Consider the following 21,936-nt stretch of genomic DNA (forward strand, 5'->3'; position numbering starts at 1 on the left):
CTTGGCCGGCAAAAGCGAAGTGCCCAGTGTCCTCGACAGAATCGGATTGGGAAATACGACTACTCTTAAAAGAGTATTTTTTAGCTCAATTAAGAAAAACGGCAGAGCGATACTAAGACGAAAGCTGCCAGATTTCCTAACTGGAGCGTTGTTTTCTTAGGTCGCTTTAAGACGCGCGCTGAATTCGTCTCAGAGTAAAGAGACGGACATGGGTCATCGAACCCAACTCAGGGCAATGGAAGGAAAAACGACAGCGGCCGCTTCAGGCACCCGCCACCGGCAAGCGCATCGGAAAGGTGATCTCGAAAATGGTCCCCTCGCCTTCCTGCGAATCGAAACGAATGTCGCCTTCGAGCACCCGGCACAATTCCTTGACGATCGCGAGACCCAGGCCGACGCCCGGAATGTCGTCGTCGGTGGCGCGCTCGAACTCCTTGAACACGCGCTCCCGATCGGACACGCCGATTCCCACGCCGGTATCCGACACACGCAGACGCCAGCGCTCGCCCTGTGCAGCCATCATCGTCAATTCGATCTGGCCGGCCTTCGTGTATTTCGCCGCGTTGGTCAGCAGGTTGAGCGCGATCTGCTTGAGCTTCAGCCGATTGGACACGACCTCGTCCAGGGCGCCGTCGAATGCGCTCTGAAGGCGCAGCCCTTTCGCTTCGATCGCGGGTGCGCACGCGCTCACCAGTTCGTCGAACAGCTCGCGCAGCGCGAAACGCTCCAGCACCGGCGGACTGCTGTCGCCGAGGACGACCGAGTATTCGACCAGTTCATCCACCAGCGCTTTCATGTCGGCGGCCTGACGGTTCGCCAGCGCAAGCGCCGTGTCGATTCTGGCCGGCGCGCGGCTGATCAGTTGCAGCGCCATCGAAAACACATTGAGGAAGTTGCGCAGATCGTGCACGACGCTGCGCGTGATCTGCATGCGCGATTCGTGCAGATCGCCGACCAGCCGCTGCTTGAGCGTCAGTTCGTGATTCGCGCGCTCGAGCCGGCCCGTGTAGTCGTCGATCTTCCTGTCGCGCTCGCTGACGACCTCGCGGATTGACGTCAGTGTGACGAAACTGACCGCTTCGTCGATGAAATGGCGCGCCCGCTCCTCGTGACGCCGCGTGAAAGACGGCCGCGCTTCGCTGAATTCGACGATCGCGCCCGTCAGCATCTGCCGGAACAGATCGAGTTCACGCACCAGTTCGTCGATCCGGTAGCCCTGTTTCCAGCGCAATTTGCCGTGCAGGCGTGCGTCGCGCTCGATCGCATCCTCCACGTGGTCGAGGTCCTGATTCTCCAGCACGCTGCAGATTTCGTCGAGGATGTTGGGGATGTGATCGGCGAGTTGTTCGTAGGTCAGCCGGTCGGATTCGGTCAGTTCGGCGTCGCGAAAGACCGCCTTCATCCAGCGTTCGGTCAAATCGACCTGTTGCGAGCGCAACTGGGCGGCGAAGGCAGTCAACGGGGGGACTTGCGAGTCTGTCATCTAGGAGACCTGGCGCCGCAACACGGCGAAAAATAAGTGTGCCGCTCCCTGCGCAACGCGACTGCAGGGGCTGCAAACCGCGCTCGCGAGGCAGATCGTGAGCGCTCGGCCAGCCGCTCCCGCGCCTCCAGTATGCGCGATCTGGCGGACAAAAATTAACCAGGGTTTAAGACGGATGGACCGCGCGAGCGCTTCAGATCTTCTCGAACAGCACTTCCTGCGCGCCTTCCCACAGCACCTTGGTGCCGAGTTCGCGCAGCTTGTCGCGGCCTTCGACGACGGTCAGGAAGTGGTTGCCCGCCAGTTGCCCCAGCTTGCTCGCGAAGCAGCACGAACCGTACGCGAGGATGATCTCGGTCTCGCTGTAGCCGCCCGGGTAGAACAGGATGTCGCCGACCGACGGGTGGCTCGTGTGGTTCTCGAAGCCGACCGCCGCGCCGTCGTTCTCCAGCTTGAAATCGCCGAGTGGAACCCAGCAGCCTTCGCCGCTCCAGCGCACGTGAATGATCTTCTGGCGATACGGCAGCAGCTTGAGGAACGCAGCCACCGTGTGCGGCGCGTCGGGATGGGTTTCGGCGATGAACTCATGGCCGCAGGAGGTGATTCGAAGTCGGGTCATCGCAAAGGTGTCCGGTGTGAGGGGTTGAACCGAGAGCGTTGGCTGGCGAGGCCGAGCGCGTACCATTCTGTCGTCCGGCGCAAGGCTTCGACAGGTACAGTTGCTTCCGCACCGGTCAGGCCAGTTAGACCTGTGAGTGCCCTGCAGTACCCAACGTGCCGGGAACGCGCGCACGGCATGGTCATGCCAGGTCTTGCAGACTGCCGCCACGAAAGTTCGTAGTTTGCAAGCCGCGCAATGCGAAGCACACTGCGCATTGCGCGTGATTCCCACCAGAGGCCTGCTTGTCCGCATGTACTCGCTGACAACACCTCGCGATGAACCCGCGCGGCTGGCCATAAGTCGCAGCGCAGCACATCGGCACCACCGCTCCGCCGCACGATGAAAACGGTGCAAGCGGGGGCAATGGCCAGCGCCACAGACGAGACACATGACGAGATAAACGCGTCGCAGGCGCCGAACGAGGCCAGGCTTCCCGCCGCCGTCCACCGCCAATGGCCGCCTTAACCCGATCCGCCGCCTCGCTGAACGCCGCCCGTGTCGCGTTGCGCTACCCCGCGGTATCGGTTATCCGTACTCAGCCGCGCAGCCGGTAGGCGAGCGGCGTCACGCCATAGCCACGCTTGAACTGCACGGAGAAATGACTGGCACTCTCGAAACCAACCGCAATCGCAATCTGCAACACGGTCTGATCGGTGGCGCGCAGCTGCCGCGCCGCCTCCTCGAGCCGCAAGCGCGTGACGAACTGATGGGGCGTCTCGCCGGCCTCGCGGCGAAACACCCGCGCAAAATGAAAACTGCTTAGCCCGGCCTGCCCGGCCAGTTCTCCGATGCTCAGATCGGCGGCCAGATTGGCGCGGATGTAGTCGGTCACGCGGCGAATCCGGCGCGGCACCAGCCGTTCTGCCTGGGCCGGCAGCCGGCCGGGCGCAGGCCGGCCACGCGAATAATGCTGCAACAGATGCGCGGCGAGCGCGTGAGCCAGCGCGTCGACATAGAGACGCGAGTCGGACGGATCGGCGGCGGCGCGATGCAACGCACTGAGCATCGTGGCGATCAACGGATCGTCAAAACGCATCGCGTCGCCCAGCGACAGTTCGCGCGAGCCGCCGAGTTCCATCTGCTCGGCGACGCTGTCGATCAGGGCGCGCTCGATGTGCAAATGCACGGTGGACAGCGGCTCGTCGCCGAGCGAGCGCCAGCGCCACGAGATCGGCGAGGATGGCACGAACCAGACATCGCCTACGCGCATGTCGGCGCGCTCCCAGCGTCCGTTCAGATTGCGTTCGAGATGCTCGGCGCCGCTCGCGAGCGTCATCAGCGTGAGGTCCTGCAGCCCGGGCGCCTCCAGCAGTTCCTGCTCGGCCGGTTCGAGATACGAGCGCAAGACCAGGTGACGCCACGGCCGGTCCACGCTCGACACCAGTCTCTGGCCGGCCATGTAGCGGTCGTAGGCGAGCGTCGTTGTCAGCTTCGGAATTCGTACCATCACATCCATTCCCAGGGAGGTGCCGTATGCAAGGAGAAACCCCGCCATACCCGCGTTGCCGGTCCGCTGTCAGCGCAAGATCGCGAAAATGATAGCAAGGAACCGGCTACCGTAATTTCTGGAAATAGCTAATCATTCAGGTTGTCGTCTTTCACGCGTTTCGAACGCCGGAGCTACCGTTTCATGGAACACGAATGCGATACGCTGCCGCACTGGCTGGCCGGCTCGCCGCAAGGTGAAGCCGGGCACGCGTCGGCAGCATACAAGTCAGCGGCTTCCGCACACCCGGCCTACCCGGCCGCCGCGCGGCAAGCCGTGAAATCAGTCCACGCGGCTGAAGCATCGAGAGCATCGTCCCGCGCCGCCACCGCTGCGGCGTCCAATGGCTTTCTCACCCTCTTCACCGAGGAAGAGATCGGCACGCCCGTGCCCGCCGCGCGGCGAGCCGCGCCGATCATCAGTCCGCTGGGGCGGTTCGGCAGCGCGCAGGACCGCATCGAATTCGTGCGGCGGCGCATCAGGCAGCTTGGCTTCGACTCGTTCAGCTATACGGCCACGCGCACGTCGTCGCATCACAAGACGATGTTCGCGCTGACCAGCTACGAGTCGCAGACCTGGCTCACGCGCTACTTCCGCGAGCGCTATTTCGAGCTGGACCCGCGCGTCGCGCTCGCGTCGCCGACCGGCCTGCCGCTCCTGTGGAACACCGTCGACATGCGCGCCGATCTGCCGCGCGCGCAAATGCGCAGCGAGCGCCTGGGCGGGCTGATCGACATGCTGGAGGCGACCGGCCGCAAGAGCGGGATTCTCACGCAGATGCCGCTGCCCGAGCCGGAACTGAGCGCGAGCCTGTGCTTCAACTCTGAGATCGGCAACCCGCGCTGGATGACCGAATCGATCGTCGCCGAAACGCTGATGTTCGCGCACTCGATTCACGAGTTCATCTGGACGCACGCGAAGAGCGTGATCGGCATTACGCCCGCGCAGCAGCAGCGCGTCGCGTTGAGCGAGTTGCAGCACGCGGTGCTGAAGGCCGTGGTGCAGGGTCAGCGGGACAAGGAAATCGCCTATTTCCTCGGGCTGTCGCCGCATAACGTCGACTATCACCTGCGCCGGTTGCGGCAGTTGTTCAACGTGCGCAATCGCGTGCAGTTGATCAACGTCGCGCAGGCATATGTGTCGTAGCGGACTGCTAACGGCGTGGCGGCGAATGCCGCCACGCCGTGACTTCGCTCGGGCGGCAGGCGGCATGAGCGTCTCGCCTGCCGGTTCGCTGAACGCTCAGCGGACTTCCGGCTTACCGGTCGCCCACGTGCCGATGATCTCCTCGATCGCGCGTGCCGCCGACAGCAACGCTGCCTCGCCACGCACCTTGCCGACGATCTGTATCCCCACCGGCAGACCGCTCGCGCTCATCCCGCACGGAATCGCCATGACCGGCATGCCGGTGAGCGTCAACGCATAGGTGATCGCGAGCCAGTCAATGTAGGTGTCGAAGTGCTGGCCGGCCGCTTCACGTATGTCGCGTGCTTCGACCGGGAACGGCAGCACGATCGATGCCGGGCAGATCAGCACGTCGTAGCGGTGCAGGAGCGCGTTCATCTTGTGGAACAGTTCGGCGCGCGTGCGCTGCGCCGAGCGCATCGCGCGGTTGTCCAGTTGCAGGCCGAACTCGATGTTCCAGATGACATTGGGGTTGAGCAGATCGCGGTGCTGCGCGAGCACGTCCTCGTAATTGGTCGCGTACGCGATGCCGCGCAACGTGTGAAACGCCGGCTTCGCCGCGCTCAGATCGAGATCGCTTTCTTCCACCCCGACGCCCGCCCCCGCCAGCCGGTCCATCGTCTTGCGGCAGATCGCGAGAATCTCCGCTTCCGGCGTGGCGATGCCGAGCCCCGCGCTGAACGCGACGCGCGCCGGACGCCGCGGGCTGCGCGCCTGCGCGAGAAACGAATGCGCGGGCTCGCTCAGCGACAACGGCGCGCTATCCACTTCGCCGCACATCGCGTCGAGCAGCAGCGCCGCGTCGGTTACGTTGCGCGCCATCGGCCCATGAATGCCGAGCGTGTCGTAGGGATTGGCGGCCGGTCCGTACGCCACGCGTCCCGGTGTCGGGCGCAGACCCACCACGCCGCAGAACGCCGACGGCGTGCGCAGCGATCCCGCCAGATCGGAACCCTGCGCGACCCATGCGGTGCCCGACGCCAACGCGGCCGCCGCGCCGCCCGACGACCCGCCCGCCGAGCGCGACAGGTCCCACGGATTGCGCGTGATGCCAAACACGCTGTTGTACGTATGACCGCCCGAGCCGAACTCCGGCGTATTCGATTTCGCATAGACGACGCCGCCGCGCGCTTCGAGCAGCGTCACGCCGGCGTCGGAGGTAGCGGGAACCCGCTCGCGATACACGAGCGAGCCGCGCGTGGTGCGCACCCCCGCGACATCGGTCAGATCCTTGATCGGCACCGGCAGGCCGCATAGCAGGCCGCGCTCGGCCACCGGCTTTTTCAGCAGCGCGTCGGCATGCGCGTGCGCGCGCTCGAAACACAGCGTGGGCAGCGCATTGACCTGCGGCTCGACGCGCGCTACCTGCGCGGCAAGCGTGTCGAGCAGATCATGCGGACTCACCGCTTCCTCGCGCAGCAACTCGACGACATCGCACGCGCTGCGCTCAATCAGACTCAAATCGACGGACATGTTGGCTATCGGCTCCGTGGTGAAGGTGCGCGCCAGTTTCGCATGCCGCGTCGATTAGCGTCGATCAGCTCTTGAGCCGGTAGCCGGTCCTGAAGATCCAATGGACGATCACGAGGAACACCAGCAGAAACAGCACCGTCATGCCGAGGCTCAACTCGACGTTCACATCGGCGAGACCGAAGAAGCTCCAGCGAAACCCGCTGACCAGATAGACGATCGGATTGAACAGCGTCACGACGCGCCAGAACGGCGGCAGTATGTTGACCGAATAGAAAGTGCCGCCGAGGAAGGTCAGCGGGGTGACGATCAGCAATGGCACGATCTGCAGCTTCTCGAAGCCATCCGCCCATATGCCGATGATGAACCCCAGCAGACTGAACGTGACCGCTGTCAGCACCAGAAACAGCACCATCCAGAACGGGTGCTGGATCTGCAACGGCACGAACAGTCCGGCGGTTGCGAGAATGATCAGGCCGAGCAGGATCGACTTGGTGGCCGCCGCGCCCACATAGCTCACGACGATCTCCAGATACGACACCGGCGCCGACAGCAACTCGTAGATCGTGCCGGTAAAGCGCGGGAAGTAAATCCCGAACGATGCGTTCGAAATGCTTTGCGACAACAGCGACAGCATGATCAACCCCGGCACGATGAACGCGCCGTAACTGATGCCGTCCACTTCCTTGATGCGCGAGCCGATGGCGGAGCCGAACACGACAAAGTAAAGCGAAGTCGAAATCACCGGCGCGATGATGCTTTGCATCAGCGTGCGCCAGGTGCGCGCCATCTCGAACTTGTAGATTGCGCGCATCGCGTAGATATTCATTGGTCACCTCGGAGCAGACTGACGAAGATGTCTTCGAGCGAACTCTGCGTGGTGTGCAGGTCCTTGAAGCGGATGCCGGCGTCGTCGAGCGCCTTGAGCAGCGCGATGATGTCGGTGCGGCCGCCCTCGCCTTCGTATGTGTAGATCAGTTCGTGGCCGTCTTTCGCGACGGCCAGCGCATAACCGGCCAGCGACGCCGGCACGTGCGCGAGCGGGCTCTCCAGTTGCAGCGTCAACTGCTTCTTGCCGAGCTTGCGCATCAGTTCCGTTTTCTCTTCGACCAGCATGATCTCGCCCGCGTTGATCACGCCGATGCGGTCGGCCATCTCCTCCGCTTCGTCGATGTAGTGCGTGGTGAGGATGATCGTCACGCCGCTTTCGGCGAGCGAGCGCACCAGCTTCCACATGTCGCGCCGCAACTCGACGTCGACGCCGGCGGTCGGTTCGTCGAGAAACAGCACGCGCGGTTCGTGCGAAAGCGCCTTGGCGATCAGCACGCGGCGCTTCATGCCGCCCGACAGCGTGATGATCTTGCTGTCACGCTTTTCCCACAGCGACAGGTCACGCAGCACCTTCTCGATGTAGGCGGGGTTCTTCGGCTTGCCGAACAGCCCGCGGCTGAACGAGACGGTCGCCCAGACGGTTTCGAACGAGTCGGTGGTCAGCTCCTGCGGCACGAGGCCGATCAGCGAACGCGCGCCGCGATAGTCCGTCGCGATGTCGCGGCCGTCCACCGTCACGCTGCCCTCGCTTGCATTGACGATGCCGCAGATGATGCTGATGAGGGTCGTTTTGCCCGCGCCGTTCGGCCCGAGCAAGGCAAAGATTTCTCCGCGGTCGATGGCCAGGTTGATGTTTTTGAGTGCGTGAAAACCGCTGGCATAGGTTTTCGACAGATTCGTGACCGAGACGATTGGCTGCATGGATTCGAGGATGGCAGACACCGTGATTGAATTGGAAGGAGCGGCGCAAATATTCGACCGCACCCGCAATGTAATGGAAAGTGCGAAAGCGTGCAGCGCGCCGGGTGGCGGCGTCGGAAGCGGGTGTGGCCATCCCGTCCTTCAATGCCGCCTTTCGAAGCAGTCCGGCGAAGCCAAGCCATCACTTCGCTGCAATGCAAAATAGTTCGGGTTCCATATTGATCTGACGATGGCTCGATCTTTGAGCCGACCGCTGGGTGCAGGCATGCGGCATGCGCGTCTCCCAGCCCCGCCAAAGAAGAAGCGACCAGGTATCGCGGCATGTGCTTTCACTCGACGACTGAGGCACACCGCTTGCGGCAGCTCATTCATGTAAGCGAAAACGCTTGCGTGATATCAACCCGATTCTCTGGAGGTAATCATGAAACACATGACCAGGACGATTTTCGCTTCGGTACTCGTGATGGCACTGTCGGGCGGCGCCTATGCGCAAGCGGGCGGCGGCGCGGGCGGTGGTGGTGCGGGCGGCACCGGGGGCGCGGGGGCCGGCGGCGGTAACGGCATCGGCGCCGGCGGCGGCACCACGGGCGGCGCGGGCGGGACTGCCACACCTGGCGTCGGCCCCGGCTCGATGAAGAACCCCAACAACTCGGGCTACGGTTCGCCGGGCGTGACCGGCACCGGCGGCGGCGTGGGCACCGGCACGGGCGCAACGCCCAATAGCCCGTCGATGAACCGCTCGACCGGCGACATGAACAACGGGATGAACAAGGGCACGCGCAGTGGCACCGGCAACGGCATGAACGACATGAACAACGGGGCTGGCGGCACGATGCAGAAAGGCCAGTAAGCCATCGCCGAAGCGGTAGCGAGGCAGCGCAGCCGCGCGGGTCAGCGGCTCACTTCGAACAGGCGACGACGCCGATGGAGGCGCCGTCGCCTTTCTGCTTTCTGCGGCAAATTTGCGGCAAGGCAGCGGCATCGAGCCGACAAGTTAGCCTTTCAACCCAACGGCAGTTTTTGCAAGCACGACACCGGCCGCGAGGCCGGCACATCGTGACGCCATCTCGCGACTGCCGCCCCTCACGGCTCGGCACACTCGAAATTGTCCGCAAGATTCATATTGCCTTTGCCGAGATAGCGCGGAAACAGCGGATAGCGGCACAACGGCCGTGAGCGTCCATTGGTCGCCGCGGCGATGTCGGTCGCCGTCAAGGTCTCGGGCGGCACGCCGCGTGTCACCCAGTTGTCGAGCGCGCCCAGCAGATCCACTGACGGCACGAACGCGCCGCTGCCGTGCTGAAACCCCGGCACCATGTATAGCCGCATGAAACCGTCGACCGGCCCCACGCCGAATCGATCGATCAGCGCCTGGCGATACGCGATCGTCTGATTCGGGCTGATGACTTCGTCTGCCAGGCCTTGCACGGTGATGAGTTTGCCGCCGCGTGCGATGTAGCGCGACAGGTCGGGGTTCATCGCGCCGATCGTCTGCGAGAGCGCGACTAGTTGCGCGCGATATTTTCCGGGCCGCTGCGGGTCGAATCCGAGCGGGTCGAAGTCCGCGTCCCGCGTCACGAAATAGCGGATATAGCCGTCGCCCTGCGCGAACAGATAACCGTTGGCATAGAACGTCGGCACCGGCAGGCGCTCCGGCTGATGCGCGAGCCCGAGCAGCCCGGTCAGACGCGTGCCTTGAAAAACGTTGTAGCCGCGGTAACCCGTCACGTCCCACGCCAACCGGTAGGGCAAGGACAGGCCGTCGCGCATCACCAGCAAGGTGGCAAGCTGCGCGTCCGTCAGGCACTCGTCGGATGCGTGCGCGGACCCCGCGCAATGCAGCGAATCGACGATCTCCGCCTCGTGCTCGCGACAGGCGGCGACATCGCTGACGATGCCGTCCGCCGCGCCGTCGAGCCGGTCGCAGGCGGCGAGCGTGCGTTGATAAATGCGGTCGAGCAAGGGCGGCGGAATGAAGCCGCCTCGCGTCGCGTACTCGGCGCGTCCGAGCTTCACGCCGAGCAGGCGCACGCCCGAGAAATTGAGCGCGGGGGAATTGGCGATCACACCGTCGTAGTCGTCGGGAAAGCGCTGCATCACCGTATAGCCTTCGCGCCCGCCGGTCGAGCCGCCGGCAAAATACAGCCGCTGCGGCGGCCGGCCGTAAGCGCGCGCGATCAGCGCGAGCGCGACGTCATGGGTCTTCTTCAGATGCGCATAGCCGAAATTCGTCACCGCCTCGTCGACGAGGCCGAACACCGCCAGCGACGAATCGCCGACATGCCCCGAGTCGTCGCCGAACGTCGCATAGCCTTGCGCGAGCGGCGCGCGATCCGGCGAAAACGGCATCACGCCGGTGCCGCTCACCACCACGCCGTTGTAGCCGCCCCCGCCGATCTGCAGCGCGCGGCCGTTCCAGCGGCGCGGCAGATTCAGATCGAAACGGATATCGGGCGTGCTCGCCTTGAGCCCCTTGATACGCCCGGTGACGCGGCAATACTCGCCGCCTTGCTGATTGCCGGGCGCGGTCGCGCGCACCATGGCCGCGGTTTCGATCTGCGCGCCGGCAGTGGGCAACGCAATCAGCTCAGGAGACAGCACCGCGCCCGCGAACTCCGCGCAACGCATCACGAGAGGCTCGCCACCGGGCGAGGCAAATACCGCTTGAGCCGCAAGCGAAAGCAGTATGCCGGCGACGACCCCGGCAGCCGTACGCGCATTCCCTCTGCGACGCCGGGCGCGCCACCGCACCGTCATCCGTAACCCGCGCCGTTGGCAGGCGCACCCGACTGCTGCCCTTTCCAGCCGCTCCAGCCGCGCGCGATCATCAGCACGGCGCCGATCGCGACGAGATCGCCGCCAAGCCCGATCAGCACGCCGCGAAAGCCATGGAACGTATGCGGCGTCGCCGTATCGACGATCAACGACACCAGCGTGCCGGCGACGAAACACACCAGCCCGGTGCGGCCGACCGTCACGACCGCGGGCAGCCGCCGCGCGAGCCGCGCGATGCTGCCCATGCGCACGAGTTGCGCGGCGAGCCAGGCGATGACGATGAAGTTGATCACGCGATCCACGGACAGGTTCTGTTTAAACGTGCCGGGCAACGGTTGCGTCAGCACGAAGAGTTTGACGACGGCGAACGCCAGCACCGCGACCACCGCGGCGCGCGTGAACCAGCGCGCGGTGCGGCTTGCGTGAAAGCGCTCGCTGATGGGCTGCACCCGGCACAGCATGCCGAGCACGAACATCAGTTGCCATGCAAACGGATTAAAAGCCCAGTCGGCCATGTCGTCAATGCTGAATAACGCGGCCAGCGGCCGGGCGAACGCCCAGATCGCCACGCTCAGACCGAGCGCGATCCACGGCGCACGGCGTGCGAACGGCACCGCGAACGGCACGCACAGTGCAAACATCACGTACATGGGCAACACGCTCGACAGATACGGTTGACGCCGCAGCACCGCGATATCGAACGCCGCGCGCAGCGGCGCACCCGCGAACCGCGTCCAGCCGGTCAGCTCCACCATCGGCGGATTCAGATGCAGCAGCGCGAGGACCGCGCCGGACAGGAGCGTCAACATCGCCGTCAACAGATACGCGCGATAGATTTCCCAGCAGCGTCTGACGAAGCGCATTTTCGCCGCGCTCTCGCCACGGCCCGCGAGCACCGCCGTATACGCCGCCGCCGACGCATAGCCGCCGAGAAACACGAACACTTCCGCCGAGTCGCACAACGCGTACGCATGCAACATCAGATGCGACAACGTGCTGCCTGGAATGTGGTCCAGCACGATGACGATCAGCACGACGCCGCGGAAGAAATCCACTTCGATCGAGCGCCCCCTTGCGGGACTTGCTTCGCAACGGCCGCGACGAATGTCCATCAGGCTCTCGAAGAATGGCGCGAACGACGCGCCGGGAAAAGCGGCCATGAGCAATGATCCATGAGCCGCCGTCGTTCGTACGAACACCATGACGATAATTCGTTCCGGCCGGCCTCGTGCGTGCTGCCAACGCGCGCTGACAACCGGCCTTTAATTGCGTTCCTCAAGACGGCAATCTGAAATCGGGCTGTCGGCGTGCGGTAATACTGAGTCATCGCGCCTTCGATTCGCGGCAAGTTTTGCGGGTTTGGCACGCAAAACGCGCACACGCCCGGTCATGACTGCGGAAAAAAAATCACCGAACGCGCGCTGCGATTTTTTTCGCTTTTTTTCATCGTACGATGGTTGCACGCTTGCCCGCCGGAGCTCGCGCGTGCCAGTCGCGCGATGCCCTCTTCCGGCGGCGGCCACTCATGTGGACCGGACACGTTGCCAGCCGAACCTCGAACGGTCGGCTCGCCAGGCGTCATGACGACGCCATCTTTTCGCCGCGGCCAGGCTTCGCCATCGCTGGGCACGCCGGTCCTTCCACTACTGCCCTGAACGGCTGCGCGCCGCGCACGCCTTCGCTCTGGAAGACAACCACATGAACAACAGAATCGCCGGCTTCGACGGATTGCGCGCCATCGCAGTGCTGATGGTATTTTTTCAGCACCGGCTGTTTGGCGACATCGGCGAGATCGGGCATCTCGGTGTATGGATCTTCTTCGCGCTGAGCGGCTTTCTGATCATCGGCATTCTTTCCTCGCAACGTGCGCGCATCGAAGCGGGTGCCAGCCGGTTCGGCGCCGAACTCAGGCGCTTTCTGTTTCGCCGGACCCTGCGCATCTTTCCGATCTACTACCTGATGCTGGTGGTGATGTGCGTGCTGATGGCGTTCGGTCTCGCGAGTCCCGAACTCGCGAGCGGCATGCCGTTTCATTTCGCGTATCTGACGAACTTCTGGATCGGTTCGGTGCTGCGTTACTGGCCGGGGCGCTACTCGCATCTGTGGAGTCTGGCGATCGAGGAGCAGTTCTATCTCGTGGTGGCGCCGCTATTGCTGCTGGTCGCCGCACGTCGGCATCGCGCGGTGTGCTGGACGATCGTCGTGGTCGGACTGATTTCCCTGCTGGCGATGCGCTCCGCGCATTGGGACGAGATCACGATCTACACGCATCCGTTGACCAACTTCTGGCTGCTGGCGTTGGGCGGGATCGGCGGTCTGATGATCGCCCGCGAGCAAAGCGCCCTGCGGGCCTGGCTCGGGCGCGGTATGACGCTGTTCGCTTTGAGTCTCGCTCTCGTGGGCTTGTGCGCGACCGAGCCGAGGTGGAGCGAACTGGACAATCCAATGCTGTTCACCGTGATCAGCGCAGTGTACGGCGTATGCATCGCGGCGCTGGTTGGCTCGATCGCGTGCTGCCGCAATGCGGTTGTCATCGGTATGCTCGAGGCGGGGTGGCTGGTGAGCTTCGGGCGCATCAGCTATGGCTTCTACCTCTATCACAACCTGATTCCCGATCTGACCCGCAACCATCACGCTGCGGCGTTTTTCGGCGGCACGGTGCCGATGTGGGCGCACGCGGCGGGCATTGCCGCGTCGTTTGCGATCTCGCTGGCGATAGCGGTGCTCTCCTGGCGGCTGATCGAGGAGCCGATTCTCCGGTTGAAGACGCGGCGCAAGTCTGCTGCGCACGCGGCGCGCCCGGTTGCGGCGCAAACGCCATCTGCGTTGAAGCTGCGCAATGGACGCGCGCTGCGCGAAGACAGCACCACCTCCGATGCTGCGTGAGCGCTCGCGCTGCGTCGAGCGCTATATCGAGACCTCAAAGGGGGCGTGGAACGCGGCTTGCGGCGTACCGTTGAACCTCATCAACCGGAGAACGTCGTGGCAAACACCGCAAATGTCCCGAACGAGCATGACGAGCATGAGCGGCGGGCCGACGAAGACCCGGGCAGCCCGCCCACCGAAGTGTCCAAACCGATTGGAGATGCGATTCCGACACCGGTCGAACCCGGCCTCGATCAGCCGTTGCCGCACAAAGGCGAGGACCCCGTGCCGGAGAAAGATGAAGGCGACGGCACCCCGTCAGGCAATACCGACACGCCGCCGGGTGTGCCTGACCCCGGACCGTCCGACTTCGCATAGCCGCATAGCGAGCGGCAACGCTCGGGAAAGAGCAAGTCCGAGGCGGCGAGCGCGCGGCCGTAAAGGGTCCGCGCTTCCGTGCGCGTTGAGATTGAAGCCGCGTTCGGCAGGCCGCTCTTACGCTCAGGCCGCAGCCGGTTCGTGCACGATCGTGAGCGTACTCTTGTGTTCCTTGATCAACCGATAGACTGTTTCACCAGGAACGGTTTCATGCTCCAGCAGTTCGTCGGCGATTGCGCGCAGCACCGGTTCATACGCATGCAGCAGCTTGTAGCAAAGCTCGTTCAATTCCTTGAGCAGCACGTTCGCATGCTCGATCGCGCTCTTCATCTGCAAGCCCGCGTACTGCGACGGCAGCGCCGCGAGGCTGAACAGATCGCCGTCGCTGTTGAAGCCGAACTTCGACACCATGTCGAGACTGATCCGCGACGCCTCCTGCAAATCCGATGCGGCGCCGCTCGATGCTTCGGAAAACGTCAGAATTTCCGCGTTGCGCCCGCCGAGCAACACCTGGATCTCGTTGCGGATTTCGGTCTCACGGTACAGATGCTTGTCCTGCGCCTTGGTGATGAGCGCGACGCCCAACGCGCCGCCGCGCGGCAAAATCGTCACCTCTTCCAGCACGCCGGTGTCCAGCAGGGCGGCAACCAGTCCATGTCCCGCTTCATGCACCGCGATGCGCGTGCGTTCGTCTTCGCTGAGCGCGCGCTCGGCGCCGCTCACGTCGCCGATGCGCGCAATCTTGATCGCTTCCATGAAATGCTTCGCGGCGATTTCCGTGTCGCCGGCTTTGCGCGCGACGAGCCCGGCCTGGTTCACCACCATCGCGACCGTGGCCGGCGACAGGCCCGTGGTTAGCCGCGCGAGTTGGTCGTAGTCGATATCCGCCGCCTTCGACTTCAGCTTCTCCGCGTAGAAGCGGAAAATCTTCGCGCGGTCTTCGCGGTCGGGCAAACGCACCTGCACGGTCCGATCGAACCGGCCCGGCCGGCGCAACGCCTCGTCGAGATTGTCGGGATGGTTGGTCGCGGCGACGATGATGACCCCTTCGTTCGACGCGAAGCCGTCCATTTCCGCCAGCAACTGATTGATGATCCGGTTGCTCTCGGCTTCGACGGGGCCGCCGCCGGTGTCGGTACGTTTCGCGAGACCGTCGGCCTCGTCGATGAAGATCACCGTCGGCGCATTCTTGCGCGCCAGTTCGAACAGATGTTTGACCTTCTGGATGCCGACGCCGTAGTACTTCGCGCTGAAGTAGCTGCCGGTAATCGAAATGAAGCTCGCGCCGCACTCGCCGGCCAGCGCCTGCGCGAGCCGCGTCTTGCCGACGCCCGGGCCGCCTACCATCAGAATGCCGCACGGCGCACGCACGCCCATCGACGTGAACTGCTTCGGATCGGAGAGATAGCCGCGAATGTCGGCGAGCGCGGCTTTCGCTTCACCCGCGCCGATTACATCGTCGAAACGCAGCGCCGGCGTTTCGCTGAGCAGCCTCGCGCCGCCCTTCATTTCGCGCCGCATGAACCACACCATCCCGCCGATCAGCAGCAGCGGCAACAGCACGCTGATGGCGTCGCGCACATGGTCCAACGCCTGGGTCAGGCGCGCGCCGTCGGTGCGGATGTCCGCATCGGGCAGCCACACGAGTTGATACGGCGTAGCCTCGCCGGATTTGGGTTCGCCGAGCAGCAACGCGTGCGAGAACGTCGCGTTGTGGTCGGTGACGAAATACTTCGCCCCGTCACGGGTCGACACGAGGATCGCGCTGGGGCTCACGCCGATCGCGGTCACCCTGGCGTCGTGAATATCGCGCAGCATCTCCGACGCGTCTTTCTCTTCGTGCGTCCATGCGGACGGGTCGTGACGCATCTGGCTCGCCACGCCGGTCAGCGCCGGCGCCGCCTGCGCCGCGCGCTGCCGGGAATGCCAGAAGCCCAGCGCGAGCAATGCCGCGATTAGCACCGCCATCACCGCGACGGCGACCTTGCGTGTACGTCGTTTCCCAAGCGAATTGTTTCCCGGCTTCATAAGTCACTTCCAAAAACGGGCTCAAAGGCAAGCCCCAATACTTGTCAAAATCAGGGAGGTGGAGAGTGGCGGGGAAAATCGGCTGAAGCGATAAGCACCGCGCGTGCGTGGAAGAAAGGACAACCAGGCATGCGTCCCTTTTTGCCGCATTCACTAGCGACAGTATGTCGTGTGAATGCGTCTTCCAAATCACGGAAAAGGCCTGTTTCTGCCGTCAATCCGGCGTTTTACGCTGCCGGAATCAACGAAGCGGGGTGAAGATTTGAGAGGCATTACCGCACTGCTCCGGCGCACAGTTTATCAGCGTTAAATTAGCTGCGTAGTTTGATTAGCTATATTTAACCGCACCCCAATTAAAGCGGTCAGAATTACTTCAGTCTCAATTTATTTAAATGCCCGTTAAAATAACCGGCAGGCCATGATGACCTGTTTCCTCTACGGCAGGATGTCGGCCTGTTGCGGACGATACTCACGCGGCGCGGCGTGCCCTCAGGCGGGCGAACAACGGATGGTAAGGTTATTGACGTGACCGGCACGCCTGCGATCAAGGCCAGCCGGCGAAACCGCATGGATTCACGCGGCCAGTCGTCTTTCAGGCCAAGGCAGATGAGCGACGAGCCTCTGTGGGCCCGTTCGCATCATTGCCACTTTCTCTCAGGTCCTACGGTTTTTATGATCGACGCTGGCCCGCGTCGATAGCGTTCTCCTCTGCTTTGCTACCCCGGCCCTCGCACTCCCATCCGCTAACCAGCCACTAAGCGGCTCAGGCGGCCGTGCGCCGCTTCAACCCGATTCGCGCTTCGCTCGCCAGCCTTTCCAGCAGCCTGGCGCTCCGTTGTCGCTGGCTCGCAATCAGTTCGTGCGTCTCTTCCAGTAGCCGGACGCGCTTTTCCCAATACCCATGGTCGAACCCGTGCTGCAAGTGCGCCGTGCCCGCGCGCGTGACGTACTCGACCATGTTCTCAAGATGTTCCAACTGGCTGTCCACCAGATTGGCCGGACGCCGCCCGCCGCGTTGCGCGGTCGGTTGCTTGATCGTGCCGCTCATCGTTCATACCCCGTGTCTTGCCTGCTGGCAAAGCGTGGACCTCGCCGCCCATTGCGCCGTACCCGGCGGGTCGGCTTGTCTTGCGCAGTTGCGATTCCGGTGCGGGGCGTCAGCCAGCCAATCTGCGGCGCCGTCGGCGAAACCGACCTGCAATCTAATCGTGCGACGATATCGCAGCTTTTTTGTTAGGCTTTACCATCTGTCTCAATATTGGACGCGCGGCGCGAGAAAAATTCGTTGACCGGCACTTGCCGCCGTCCCGTCGCCGGAACCGCTGTCAACCGCCGTTACCTGGGCGCCCCAACCGATTCATGAACCAGCGTTCACTGCCGTCCCACCTGGCCGCGGCTGCCGCCGCCGATTCGCGCTCGATCATTTCGACGAGCCGTTTCAGCACGCGCGGACTCGCGCCCGACGAGCAATTCCTCGCCTGGCGTCAGCGCGTGGGGCACGTGGTCGACGCGCCGCCGTCGAAGGAGCAGCTCGCGCGGGGTTTTCGCGGTGAAATCGACCTCTATGCGGTCGGCGGGATGGTGCTGACGGACTGCCGCACCGATTCGATGCTGCTGGAACGTTCGGTGGCGCGCGTGTCCACCGACACGCGGCGCGATTACGTATTTCAGCTCTTTCTCGAAGGAGAAGTCGGCCACGTGACGGGCATGCGCAAGAAGCGCAGCGATCTGGGCTCGGTGCAGGGCATCGTCGCGTTCGACCTGAACCAGCCGTTTCGCGCCGAACGCCCCGAGAGCCGCCTCCTGAGCCTGTTCGTGCCCGCCGCTCTGGTCGACGAGGGCTTGCGCGACGGCGCCGGGATTCACGGCCGCATCGTCCAGAAGGAGTCGCCGCTGGCGGGCGTCGTGCTCGACCATCTCGCGGCGGTCGCCCGCGAAATCCCCACTCTCGATCCGGCCGCCGCCATCGAGGCGCTGCACGCCGGCGCGCAGTTGCTGGTCGCGGCGTTTCGCAAGGCGGCGCATCTGAGCGGCACGGACCGCGCCGCGCTGCAGGCCGCGTTGATGGGACGGGTGCGCCGCCACGTCGAAGCCAACCTGCACCAGCCCGACCTCACGCCGACCAGCGTGGTCGAGGCGCTGCAACTGAAACGCGCAACGATCTATCGCTGGTTCGAGCACGAAGGCGGTCTCGCCGCCTATATTCGCCATCGCCGGTTGCGGGAAGCGGCGGACGAACTGGTCCGGTTTCCGCACCGGCACGTCGTGGAAATTGCCTACGGACTGGGCTTCAACAGCGCGTCCAATTTCACCCGCGCGTTTCGCCGCGCCTTCGACATGAGCCCACAGGACATGCGCCTTCGCGCGCTGGACTTGCAGCGTCGCCAGCTGGCGTAGCGCTCAGGCAAGTGGCCGGGCCACGCGGCTGTCGGCGCACGCAAGGGGCGCCGCCTGCTCCGGAAACGATTTCAGCGCGATCAGCGTCAGCACGGTCGCGCCCATCAGATACCAGGCCGGAATCATCGGATCGCCCGTGCGCTCGATCAGCCAGGTGACGAGAAACGGCGAAAAGCCGCCGAACAGCACCACGCCGACGCTGTAGATCACCGACAGCCCGGCCGCGCGCCGGTGCGCCGGAAACGCCTCCATCATCAGTACCGAACCGGCGCCGGCGTTGTTGACGGCCAGCGCCACGTACGCGGTGATGATGACGAGCGCGGCGAGGTCGCCCGCGCCGTGGGTCAGTGCGCGGAACGCCAGCCAGGCCACCAGCAGCGACGCCCATAGCAACGCGTACTGCAAGGTCTTGCGGCTCGCGAACCGGTCGGCCGCGCGCGCGACCAGTGGCGTCACCACGAGAATGACGAGGCCCGAGAGGCAGGCCGTCAGCAGACTGATCGCCGGCGGCCGATGCAGCGTCCGAACGAGGTAGGCCGGCATGTAGAACACAGTGATGTAGATGCTCACCGACGGCGCGGCCATCATCAGCATGCCGCAGACGAGTGCTCGCGGGTGCTCCGCGAACAGCCGCCGCGGGTCGAGCCGCACGCGCTGGCGCGGCGCGGCCGCCGGCATGCGGCGGCGCAGATACCAGCCGACCGGGCCGATCAGGCCGCCCAGCACGAACGGGACGCGCCACCCCCATTCGAGCATCGCGGCGGGCGACAGCAACGCCGTGGTGCTCGCGCCGACCAGCGCGGCGGCGAAAGCGGCTGCGCCCTGGCTCGCGCCGCGCCAGCTCACCATGAAGCAGCGCTGCCGGTCACCCGCGGACTCCATCAGCGAGGCGGATGCGGGGCCGATCTCACCGCCCGCCGCGAGTCCCTGCATCAACCGCGCGAGCACCATCAGCACGGCCGCCGCCGGACCGATCGACGCGTAGCCCGGCAAGCACGCGATCAGCCACGTGCCGAGCGTCATCAGTGCGAGCGATACCGTGAGACCGGCCTTGCGGCCGCGGCTGTCGGCGATGTGGCCGATCATCAGCGCGCCGAGCGGGCGCATCACGAAGCCCGCGCCGAAAGTGGCGAGCGACAGCAATAGCGACGCCGCTGGATTGCTCGCCGGGAAAAACAGCTTGCCGATGATCACGGCCGAGAAGCTGTAGACGGTGAAGTCATACGCAACGAAGCCGTTGCCGATCACGATCGCGATAATGATGCGCCGGAGTTCGGCGCGGGATGGCGGGGCCTGGGTGCCGGCGGCGGTGTGCATGGGTGGCGGTCGGCGGGTTCGTCGAAGGGGTTCGGGGGAAAGGCGTGGCCAAGGGGTTTTCGTTACGGGTCTCGCGTTCGGTCTCCCGTCGTCTGCCATCGTCTCCCATGATTAACGGCGCGCCGCCACACAACTTGATAAGCGCGCGGCGGTGTCTTCTTCACGAGCGCTTGCCGCGCTCCAGACTTCCCGCCATGACGATGCACGCTCCGTTCGATTTCGATCCCGGATGAGAACACGATCCTAAGCCGGGACTCAAGCGCGAGAACTGGGCGCGCCGGCGCACGTGGCGCTGCTACACTGGCGCGACGCCAACCGCCCAGCCCAACCACGCGCCCTTGTCGCGCCGACCCACGCTCCAACTCATGCTTCGATTCGACCACCTCAGCAAGCGGTACAACGAACGCGTCATCTTTGAAGACCTGCATTACGACGTCGCGTCGGGATGCGTCGCGTTAAACGATGAATCCGGCAGCGGCAAATCGACCCTGCTCGGCATCCTCGCCGGCACGCTCGCAGCCGACGCCGGCGAAGTGTGGCTCGGCGGCCATTCGCTGCGCAGTGCGCCGCTTGCCGCGCAAGCCGTGCTCACGTATGTGCCCGAAGACTGCATGCCCTCGCCGGACCGAACCGGCCGCGAGTACCTGAACCATGTGGCGTCGGAGAGAAAGACGACCGTGGGGAGCGATACGCTCGATCTGGCGGATCGCTTCGGTCTCACACCGCATCTCGACAAGCGCTTCGAGCAGATGTCGTTTGGCAGCCGCAAAAAATTCTTCCTGACGGCAGCCGCGCTTGGCGAAACCAGTGTGGTGATTGCGGATGAGCCGGTCGGCGGACTCGATGCAAGCGCACGCGCCGTGCTCGCCGATCTGTTCAAGACGCTGGCCCGAACCCGCACCGTGTTTTTCACGAGCTACGACGCGGCTTTTACTCAAGCGTGCGAGGCGGCCAGCATCAGCTTCGCCGAACTAGCAAGGCGTGGCTAGCGGAGCATCACGCGTCGCCTCTCACGCCCATGGCGGCAGCAACGGGCGTGGCAGCGCGAACCTTGGCGCCACGCCCGTCTGCCAAGTGAACAGCTCACACCGCCACGCAGATCTTCCCGAAGTGAGCGCCCGATTCCTCGTGCCTGAAGGCGTCACCGAGCTTCTCCAGCGCGAACGTGCTGTCGATCACCGGCTTGATGCCTGTCACCTCCAGCGCGCGGATCATGTCGAGCTGATCCTGGCGGCTGCCGACGATCAGCCCCTGCAAGCGCTGCTGCCTCGCCATCAGCGCCGCCGTCGGCACCGGGCCCGCGCGGCCGGTCAACACACCGATCAGCGCAATATGGCCGCCGATCCGGCAAGCGGTGATCGATTGCGGCAAGGTGCCCGGACCGCCCACTTCGATCACGTGATCGACACCGCGCCCGCCCGTCAGCTGACGAACCTGCTTGCCCCACTCGGGGTTGTCGCGATAGTTGATCGTATGGTCCGCCCCGAGCTCGCGCAGCTTCGCAAGCTTCGTCTCCGATGACGACGTCGCGATCACCGACGCGCCCATCGCCTTGGCGATCTGCAAGCCGAAGATCGACACGCCGCCCGTGCCGAGCACGAGCACCGTGCTGCCCGCCTTCAACTGACCGTCGACGACGAGCGCGCGCCACGCGGTCAGCCCGGCCGTGGTCAGCGTGGCGGCTTCGGCGTGACTGTAGCCGCGCGGCGCGTGCGTGAAGTAGTGGCTCGGCAGCACGACGGCTTCGCGTGCGTAGCCATCGACGCCGTCGCCGGGCGTAGTCGAGAAATCGGCGATCGCCGGCGGGCCGTTTTCCCAGAACGGGAAGAAGCACGACACGACGTGATCGCCCGCCTTGAATCCGCTGACGCCCTCGCCGACTGCTTCAACGACGCCCGCGCCGTCCGCCATCGGAATGCGGCCAGCTTCGGCAGGCAGGTTGCCGTTCACCACGCCAAAGTCGTGGAAGTTCAACGAATTCGCGTGAATGCGCACGCGAATCTGGCCCGCCGCGGGTTGACCGGGATCGGGCAGATCGACCACCTGGAGATTCGCCACGGTGGCGGGCGAACCGATCTTGACGGCTTTCATGTCTGTTTTCCTTTCGTGAGCTTTGTCGGCTTCGTGGGCCTGGTGAGC

At 64.5% G+C, this 21,936-nt stretch carries 18 protein-coding genes; 6 read left to right on the plus strand and 12 right to left on the minus strand.

Going from position 1 to position 21,936, the window contains the following annotated elements; all coding sequences use genetic code 11:
- Positions 1-262: 262 nt before the first annotated feature.
- The 3 genes from PQQ53_RS26880 to PQQ53_RS26890 all read right to left on the minus strand — a co-directional run bounded on the left by PQQ53_RS26880 (position 263) and on the right by PQQ53_RS26890 (position 3,591).
- The gene (locus PQQ53_RS26880) at positions 263-1,483 is read right to left on the minus strand and encodes a sensor histidine kinase (RefSeq protein ID WP_408327382.1); all 1,221 of its coding nucleotides are present in this window, start codon (positions 1,481-1,483) and stop codon (positions 263-265) included.
- Between the two features lie 193 nt (positions 1,484-1,676).
- Positions 1,677-2,102, minus strand: a complete 426-nt coding sequence (locus PQQ53_RS26885) for a DUF3830 family protein (RefSeq protein WP_408150022.1) — start codon at positions 2,100-2,102, stop codon at positions 1,677-1,679.
- 577 nt (positions 2,103-2,679) lie between these two features.
- Complete coding sequence (locus tag PQQ53_RS26890) at positions 2,680-3,591, minus strand: helix-turn-helix domain-containing protein (RefSeq protein ID WP_408327385.1); 912 nt, start codon at positions 3,589-3,591, stop codon at positions 2,680-2,682.
- A 183-nt stretch (positions 3,592-3,774) separates the two neighbouring features.
- On the opposite strand from PQQ53_RS26890, the gene PQQ53_RS26895 reads away from it, so the two are divergent.
- Complete coding sequence (locus tag PQQ53_RS26895) at positions 3,775-4,776, plus strand: autoinducer binding domain-containing protein (RefSeq protein ID WP_408150018.1); 1,002 nt, start codon at positions 3,775-3,777, stop codon at positions 4,774-4,776.
- A gap of 96 nt (positions 4,777-4,872) precedes the next feature.
- On the opposite strand, the gene PQQ53_RS26900 is transcribed toward PQQ53_RS26895, so the two are convergent.
- The 3 genes from PQQ53_RS26900 to PQQ53_RS26910 all read right to left on the minus strand — a co-directional run bounded on the left by PQQ53_RS26900 (position 4,873) and on the right by PQQ53_RS26910 (position 8,037).
- Positions 4,873-6,288 carry an amidase gene (locus PQQ53_RS26900; RefSeq protein ID WP_408327387.1) on the minus strand — a complete coding sequence of 472 codons (1,416 nt, stop codon included), beginning with the start codon at positions 6,286-6,288 and terminating at the stop codon, positions 4,873-4,875.
- 64 nt (positions 6,289-6,352) lie between these two features.
- Positions 6,353-7,114 (minus strand): ABC transporter permease, encoded by a 762-nt coding sequence (locus PQQ53_RS26905; RefSeq protein ID WP_168664700.1) that lies wholly within the window; start codon positions 7,112-7,114, stop codon positions 6,353-6,355.
- Positions 7,111-8,037: an ABC transporter ATP-binding protein gene (locus PQQ53_RS26910; protein ID WP_408150012.1), complete on the minus strand. Its 927-nt coding sequence runs from the start codon at positions 8,035-8,037 to the stop codon at positions 7,111-7,113. Before PQQ53_RS26910 ends, PQQ53_RS26905 begins: the two co-directional genes overlap by 4 nt.
- A 421-nt stretch (positions 8,038-8,458) precedes the next feature.
- On the opposite strand from PQQ53_RS26910, the gene PQQ53_RS26915 reads away from it, so the two are divergent.
- A complete protein-coding gene (locus PQQ53_RS26915; protein ID WP_408150010.1) occupies positions 8,459-8,887 on the plus strand; it encodes a hypothetical protein in 429 nt (142 codons plus the stop codon).
- A gap of 233 nt (positions 8,888-9,120) precedes the next feature.
- Here the strand turns inward: PQQ53_RS26915 and PQQ53_RS26920 are convergent, their stop codons facing one another.
- Both PQQ53_RS26920 and PQQ53_RS26925 read right to left on the minus strand, forming a co-directional pair.
- Positions 9,121-10,665 carry a tannase/feruloyl esterase family alpha/beta hydrolase gene (locus PQQ53_RS26920; RefSeq protein WP_408327446.1) on the minus strand — a complete coding sequence of 515 codons (1,545 nt, stop codon included), beginning with the start codon at positions 10,663-10,665 and terminating at the stop codon, positions 9,121-9,123.
- A 125-nt stretch (positions 10,666-10,790) separates the two neighbouring features.
- On the minus strand, positions 10,791-11,924 hold the full coding sequence (locus tag PQQ53_RS26925) for an OpgC domain-containing protein (RefSeq protein WP_408327448.1): 1,134 nt from the start codon (positions 11,922-11,924) through the stop codon (positions 10,791-10,793).
- Positions 11,925-12,510: 586 nt separating this feature from the next.
- Between PQQ53_RS26925 and PQQ53_RS26930 the strand changes: the two genes are divergently transcribed.
- Both PQQ53_RS26930 and PQQ53_RS26935 read left to right on the plus strand, forming a co-directional pair.
- Entirely contained in the window at positions 12,511-13,698 is a 1,188-nt protein-coding gene (locus PQQ53_RS26930; protein ID WP_408327390.1) for an acyltransferase family protein, read from the plus strand.
- A 96-nt stretch (positions 13,699-13,794) separates the two neighbouring features.
- Positions 13,795-14,055 carry a hypothetical protein gene (locus tag PQQ53_RS26935; RefSeq protein ID WP_408327393.1) on the plus strand — a complete coding sequence of 87 codons (261 nt, stop codon included), beginning with the start codon at positions 13,795-13,797 and terminating at the stop codon, positions 14,053-14,055.
- A gap of 123 nt (positions 14,056-14,178) precedes the next feature.
- Here PQQ53_RS26935 and PQQ53_RS26940 read toward each other — a convergent pair whose 3' ends face one another.
- Together PQQ53_RS26940 and PQQ53_RS26945 are read right to left on the minus strand one after the other, a co-directional pair.
- Positions 14,179-16,083 (minus strand): ATP-dependent metallopeptidase FtsH/Yme1/Tma family protein, encoded by a 1,905-nt coding sequence (locus tag PQQ53_RS26940; protein ID WP_408150004.1) that lies wholly within the window; start codon positions 16,081-16,083, stop codon positions 14,179-14,181.
- A gap of 763 nt (positions 16,084-16,846) precedes the next feature.
- Entirely contained in the window at positions 16,847-17,131 is a 285-nt protein-coding gene (locus PQQ53_RS26945; RefSeq protein WP_408150002.1) for a hypothetical protein, read from the minus strand.
- Positions 17,132-17,442: 311 nt separating this feature from the next.
- Between PQQ53_RS26945 and PQQ53_RS26950 the strand changes: the two genes are divergently transcribed.
- Entirely contained in the window at positions 17,443-18,480 is a 1,038-nt protein-coding gene (locus tag PQQ53_RS26950; protein ID WP_408327395.1) for a helix-turn-helix domain-containing protein, read from the plus strand.
- 3 nt (positions 18,481-18,483) lie between these two features.
- Here PQQ53_RS26950 and PQQ53_RS26955 read toward each other — a convergent pair whose 3' ends face one another.
- Complete coding sequence (locus PQQ53_RS26955) at positions 18,484-19,797, minus strand: MFS transporter (protein ID WP_408327398.1); 1,314 nt, start codon at positions 19,795-19,797, stop codon at positions 18,484-18,486.
- A gap of 365 nt (positions 19,798-20,162) precedes the next feature.
- Here PQQ53_RS26955 and PQQ53_RS26960 point away from each other — a divergent pair, with 365 nt between their 5' ends.
- Positions 20,163-20,786, plus strand: a complete 624-nt coding sequence (locus PQQ53_RS26960; RefSeq protein ID WP_408149996.1) for an ABC transporter ATP-binding protein — start codon at positions 20,163-20,165, stop codon at positions 20,784-20,786.
- 94 nt (positions 20,787-20,880) lie between these two features.
- Here PQQ53_RS26960 and PQQ53_RS26965 read toward each other — a convergent pair whose 3' ends face one another.
- A complete protein-coding gene (locus PQQ53_RS26965) occupies positions 20,881-21,888 on the minus strand; it encodes a zinc-dependent alcohol dehydrogenase family protein (RefSeq protein ID WP_408149994.1) in 1,008 nt (335 codons plus the stop codon).
- Positions 21,889-21,936 lie beyond the last annotated feature (48 nt).

This window comes from Paraburkholderia strydomiana, from assembly GCF_046030495.1.
GTDB classification, from domain to species: Bacteria; Pseudomonadota; Gammaproteobacteria; order Burkholderiales; family Burkholderiaceae; genus Paraburkholderia; species Paraburkholderia strydomiana_A.

Excerpts from the sequence above, each read along its gene's own strand:
- PQQ53_RS26940 (WP_408150004.1), bottom strand. The coding sequence starts at position 16,083 with ATGAAGCCGGGAAACAATTCGCTTGGGAAACGACGTACACGCAAGGTC.
- PQQ53_RS26890 (WP_408327385.1), bottom strand. The coding sequence starts at position 3,591 with ATGGTACGAATTCCGAAGCTGACAACGACGCTCGCCTACGACCGCTAC.
- PQQ53_RS26955 (WP_408327398.1), bottom strand. The coding sequence starts at position 19,797 with ATGCACACCGCCGCCGGCACCCAGGCCCCGCCATCCCGCGCCGAACTC.
- PQQ53_RS26925 (WP_408327448.1), bottom strand. The coding sequence starts at position 11,924 with ATGGACATTCGTCGCGGCCGTTGCGAAGCAAGTCCCGCAAGGGGGCGC.
- PQQ53_RS26885 (WP_408150022.1), bottom strand. The coding sequence starts at position 2,102 with ATGACCCGACTTCGAATCACCTCCTGCGGCCATGAGTTCATCGCCGAA.
- PQQ53_RS26945 (WP_408150002.1), bottom strand. The coding sequence starts at position 17,131 with ATGAGCGGCACGATCAAGCAACCGACCGCGCAACGCGGCGGGCGGCGT.
- PQQ53_RS26960 (WP_408149996.1), top strand. The coding sequence starts at position 20,163 with ATGCTTCGATTCGACCACCTCAGCAAGCGGTACAACGAACGCGTCATC.
- PQQ53_RS26915 (WP_408150010.1), top strand. The coding sequence starts at position 8,459 with ATGAAACACATGACCAGGACGATTTTCGCTTCGGTACTCGTGATGGCA.
- PQQ53_RS26920 (WP_408327446.1), bottom strand. The coding sequence starts at position 10,665 with ATGCGTTGCGCGGAGTTCGCGGGCGCGGTGCTGTCTCCTGAGCTGATT.
- PQQ53_RS26930 (WP_408327390.1), top strand. The coding sequence starts at position 12,511 with ATGAACAACAGAATCGCCGGCTTCGACGGATTGCGCGCCATCGCAGTG.
- PQQ53_RS26900 (WP_408327387.1), bottom strand. The coding sequence starts at position 6,288 with ATGTCCGTCGATTTGAGTCTGATTGAGCGCAGCGCGTGCGATGTCGTC.
- PQQ53_RS26880 (WP_408327382.1), bottom strand. The coding sequence starts at position 1,483 with ATGACAGACTCGCAAGTCCCCCCGTTGACTGCCTTCGCCGCCCAGTTG.
- PQQ53_RS26905 (WP_168664700.1), bottom strand. The coding sequence starts at position 7,114 with ATGAATATCTACGCGATGCGCGCAATCTACAAGTTCGAGATGGCGCGC.
- PQQ53_RS26910 (WP_408150012.1), bottom strand. The coding sequence starts at position 8,037 with ATGCAGCCAATCGTCTCGGTCACGAATCTGTCGAAAACCTATGCCAGC.
- PQQ53_RS26965 (WP_408149994.1), bottom strand. The coding sequence starts at position 21,888 with ATGAAAGCCGTCAAGATCGGTTCGCCCGCCACCGTGGCGAATCTCCAG.
- PQQ53_RS26950 (WP_408327395.1), top strand. The coding sequence starts at position 17,443 with ATGAACCAGCGTTCACTGCCGTCCCACCTGGCCGCGGCTGCCGCCGCC.
- PQQ53_RS26895 (WP_408150018.1), top strand. The coding sequence starts at position 3,775 with ATGGAACACGAATGCGATACGCTGCCGCACTGGCTGGCCGGCTCGCCG.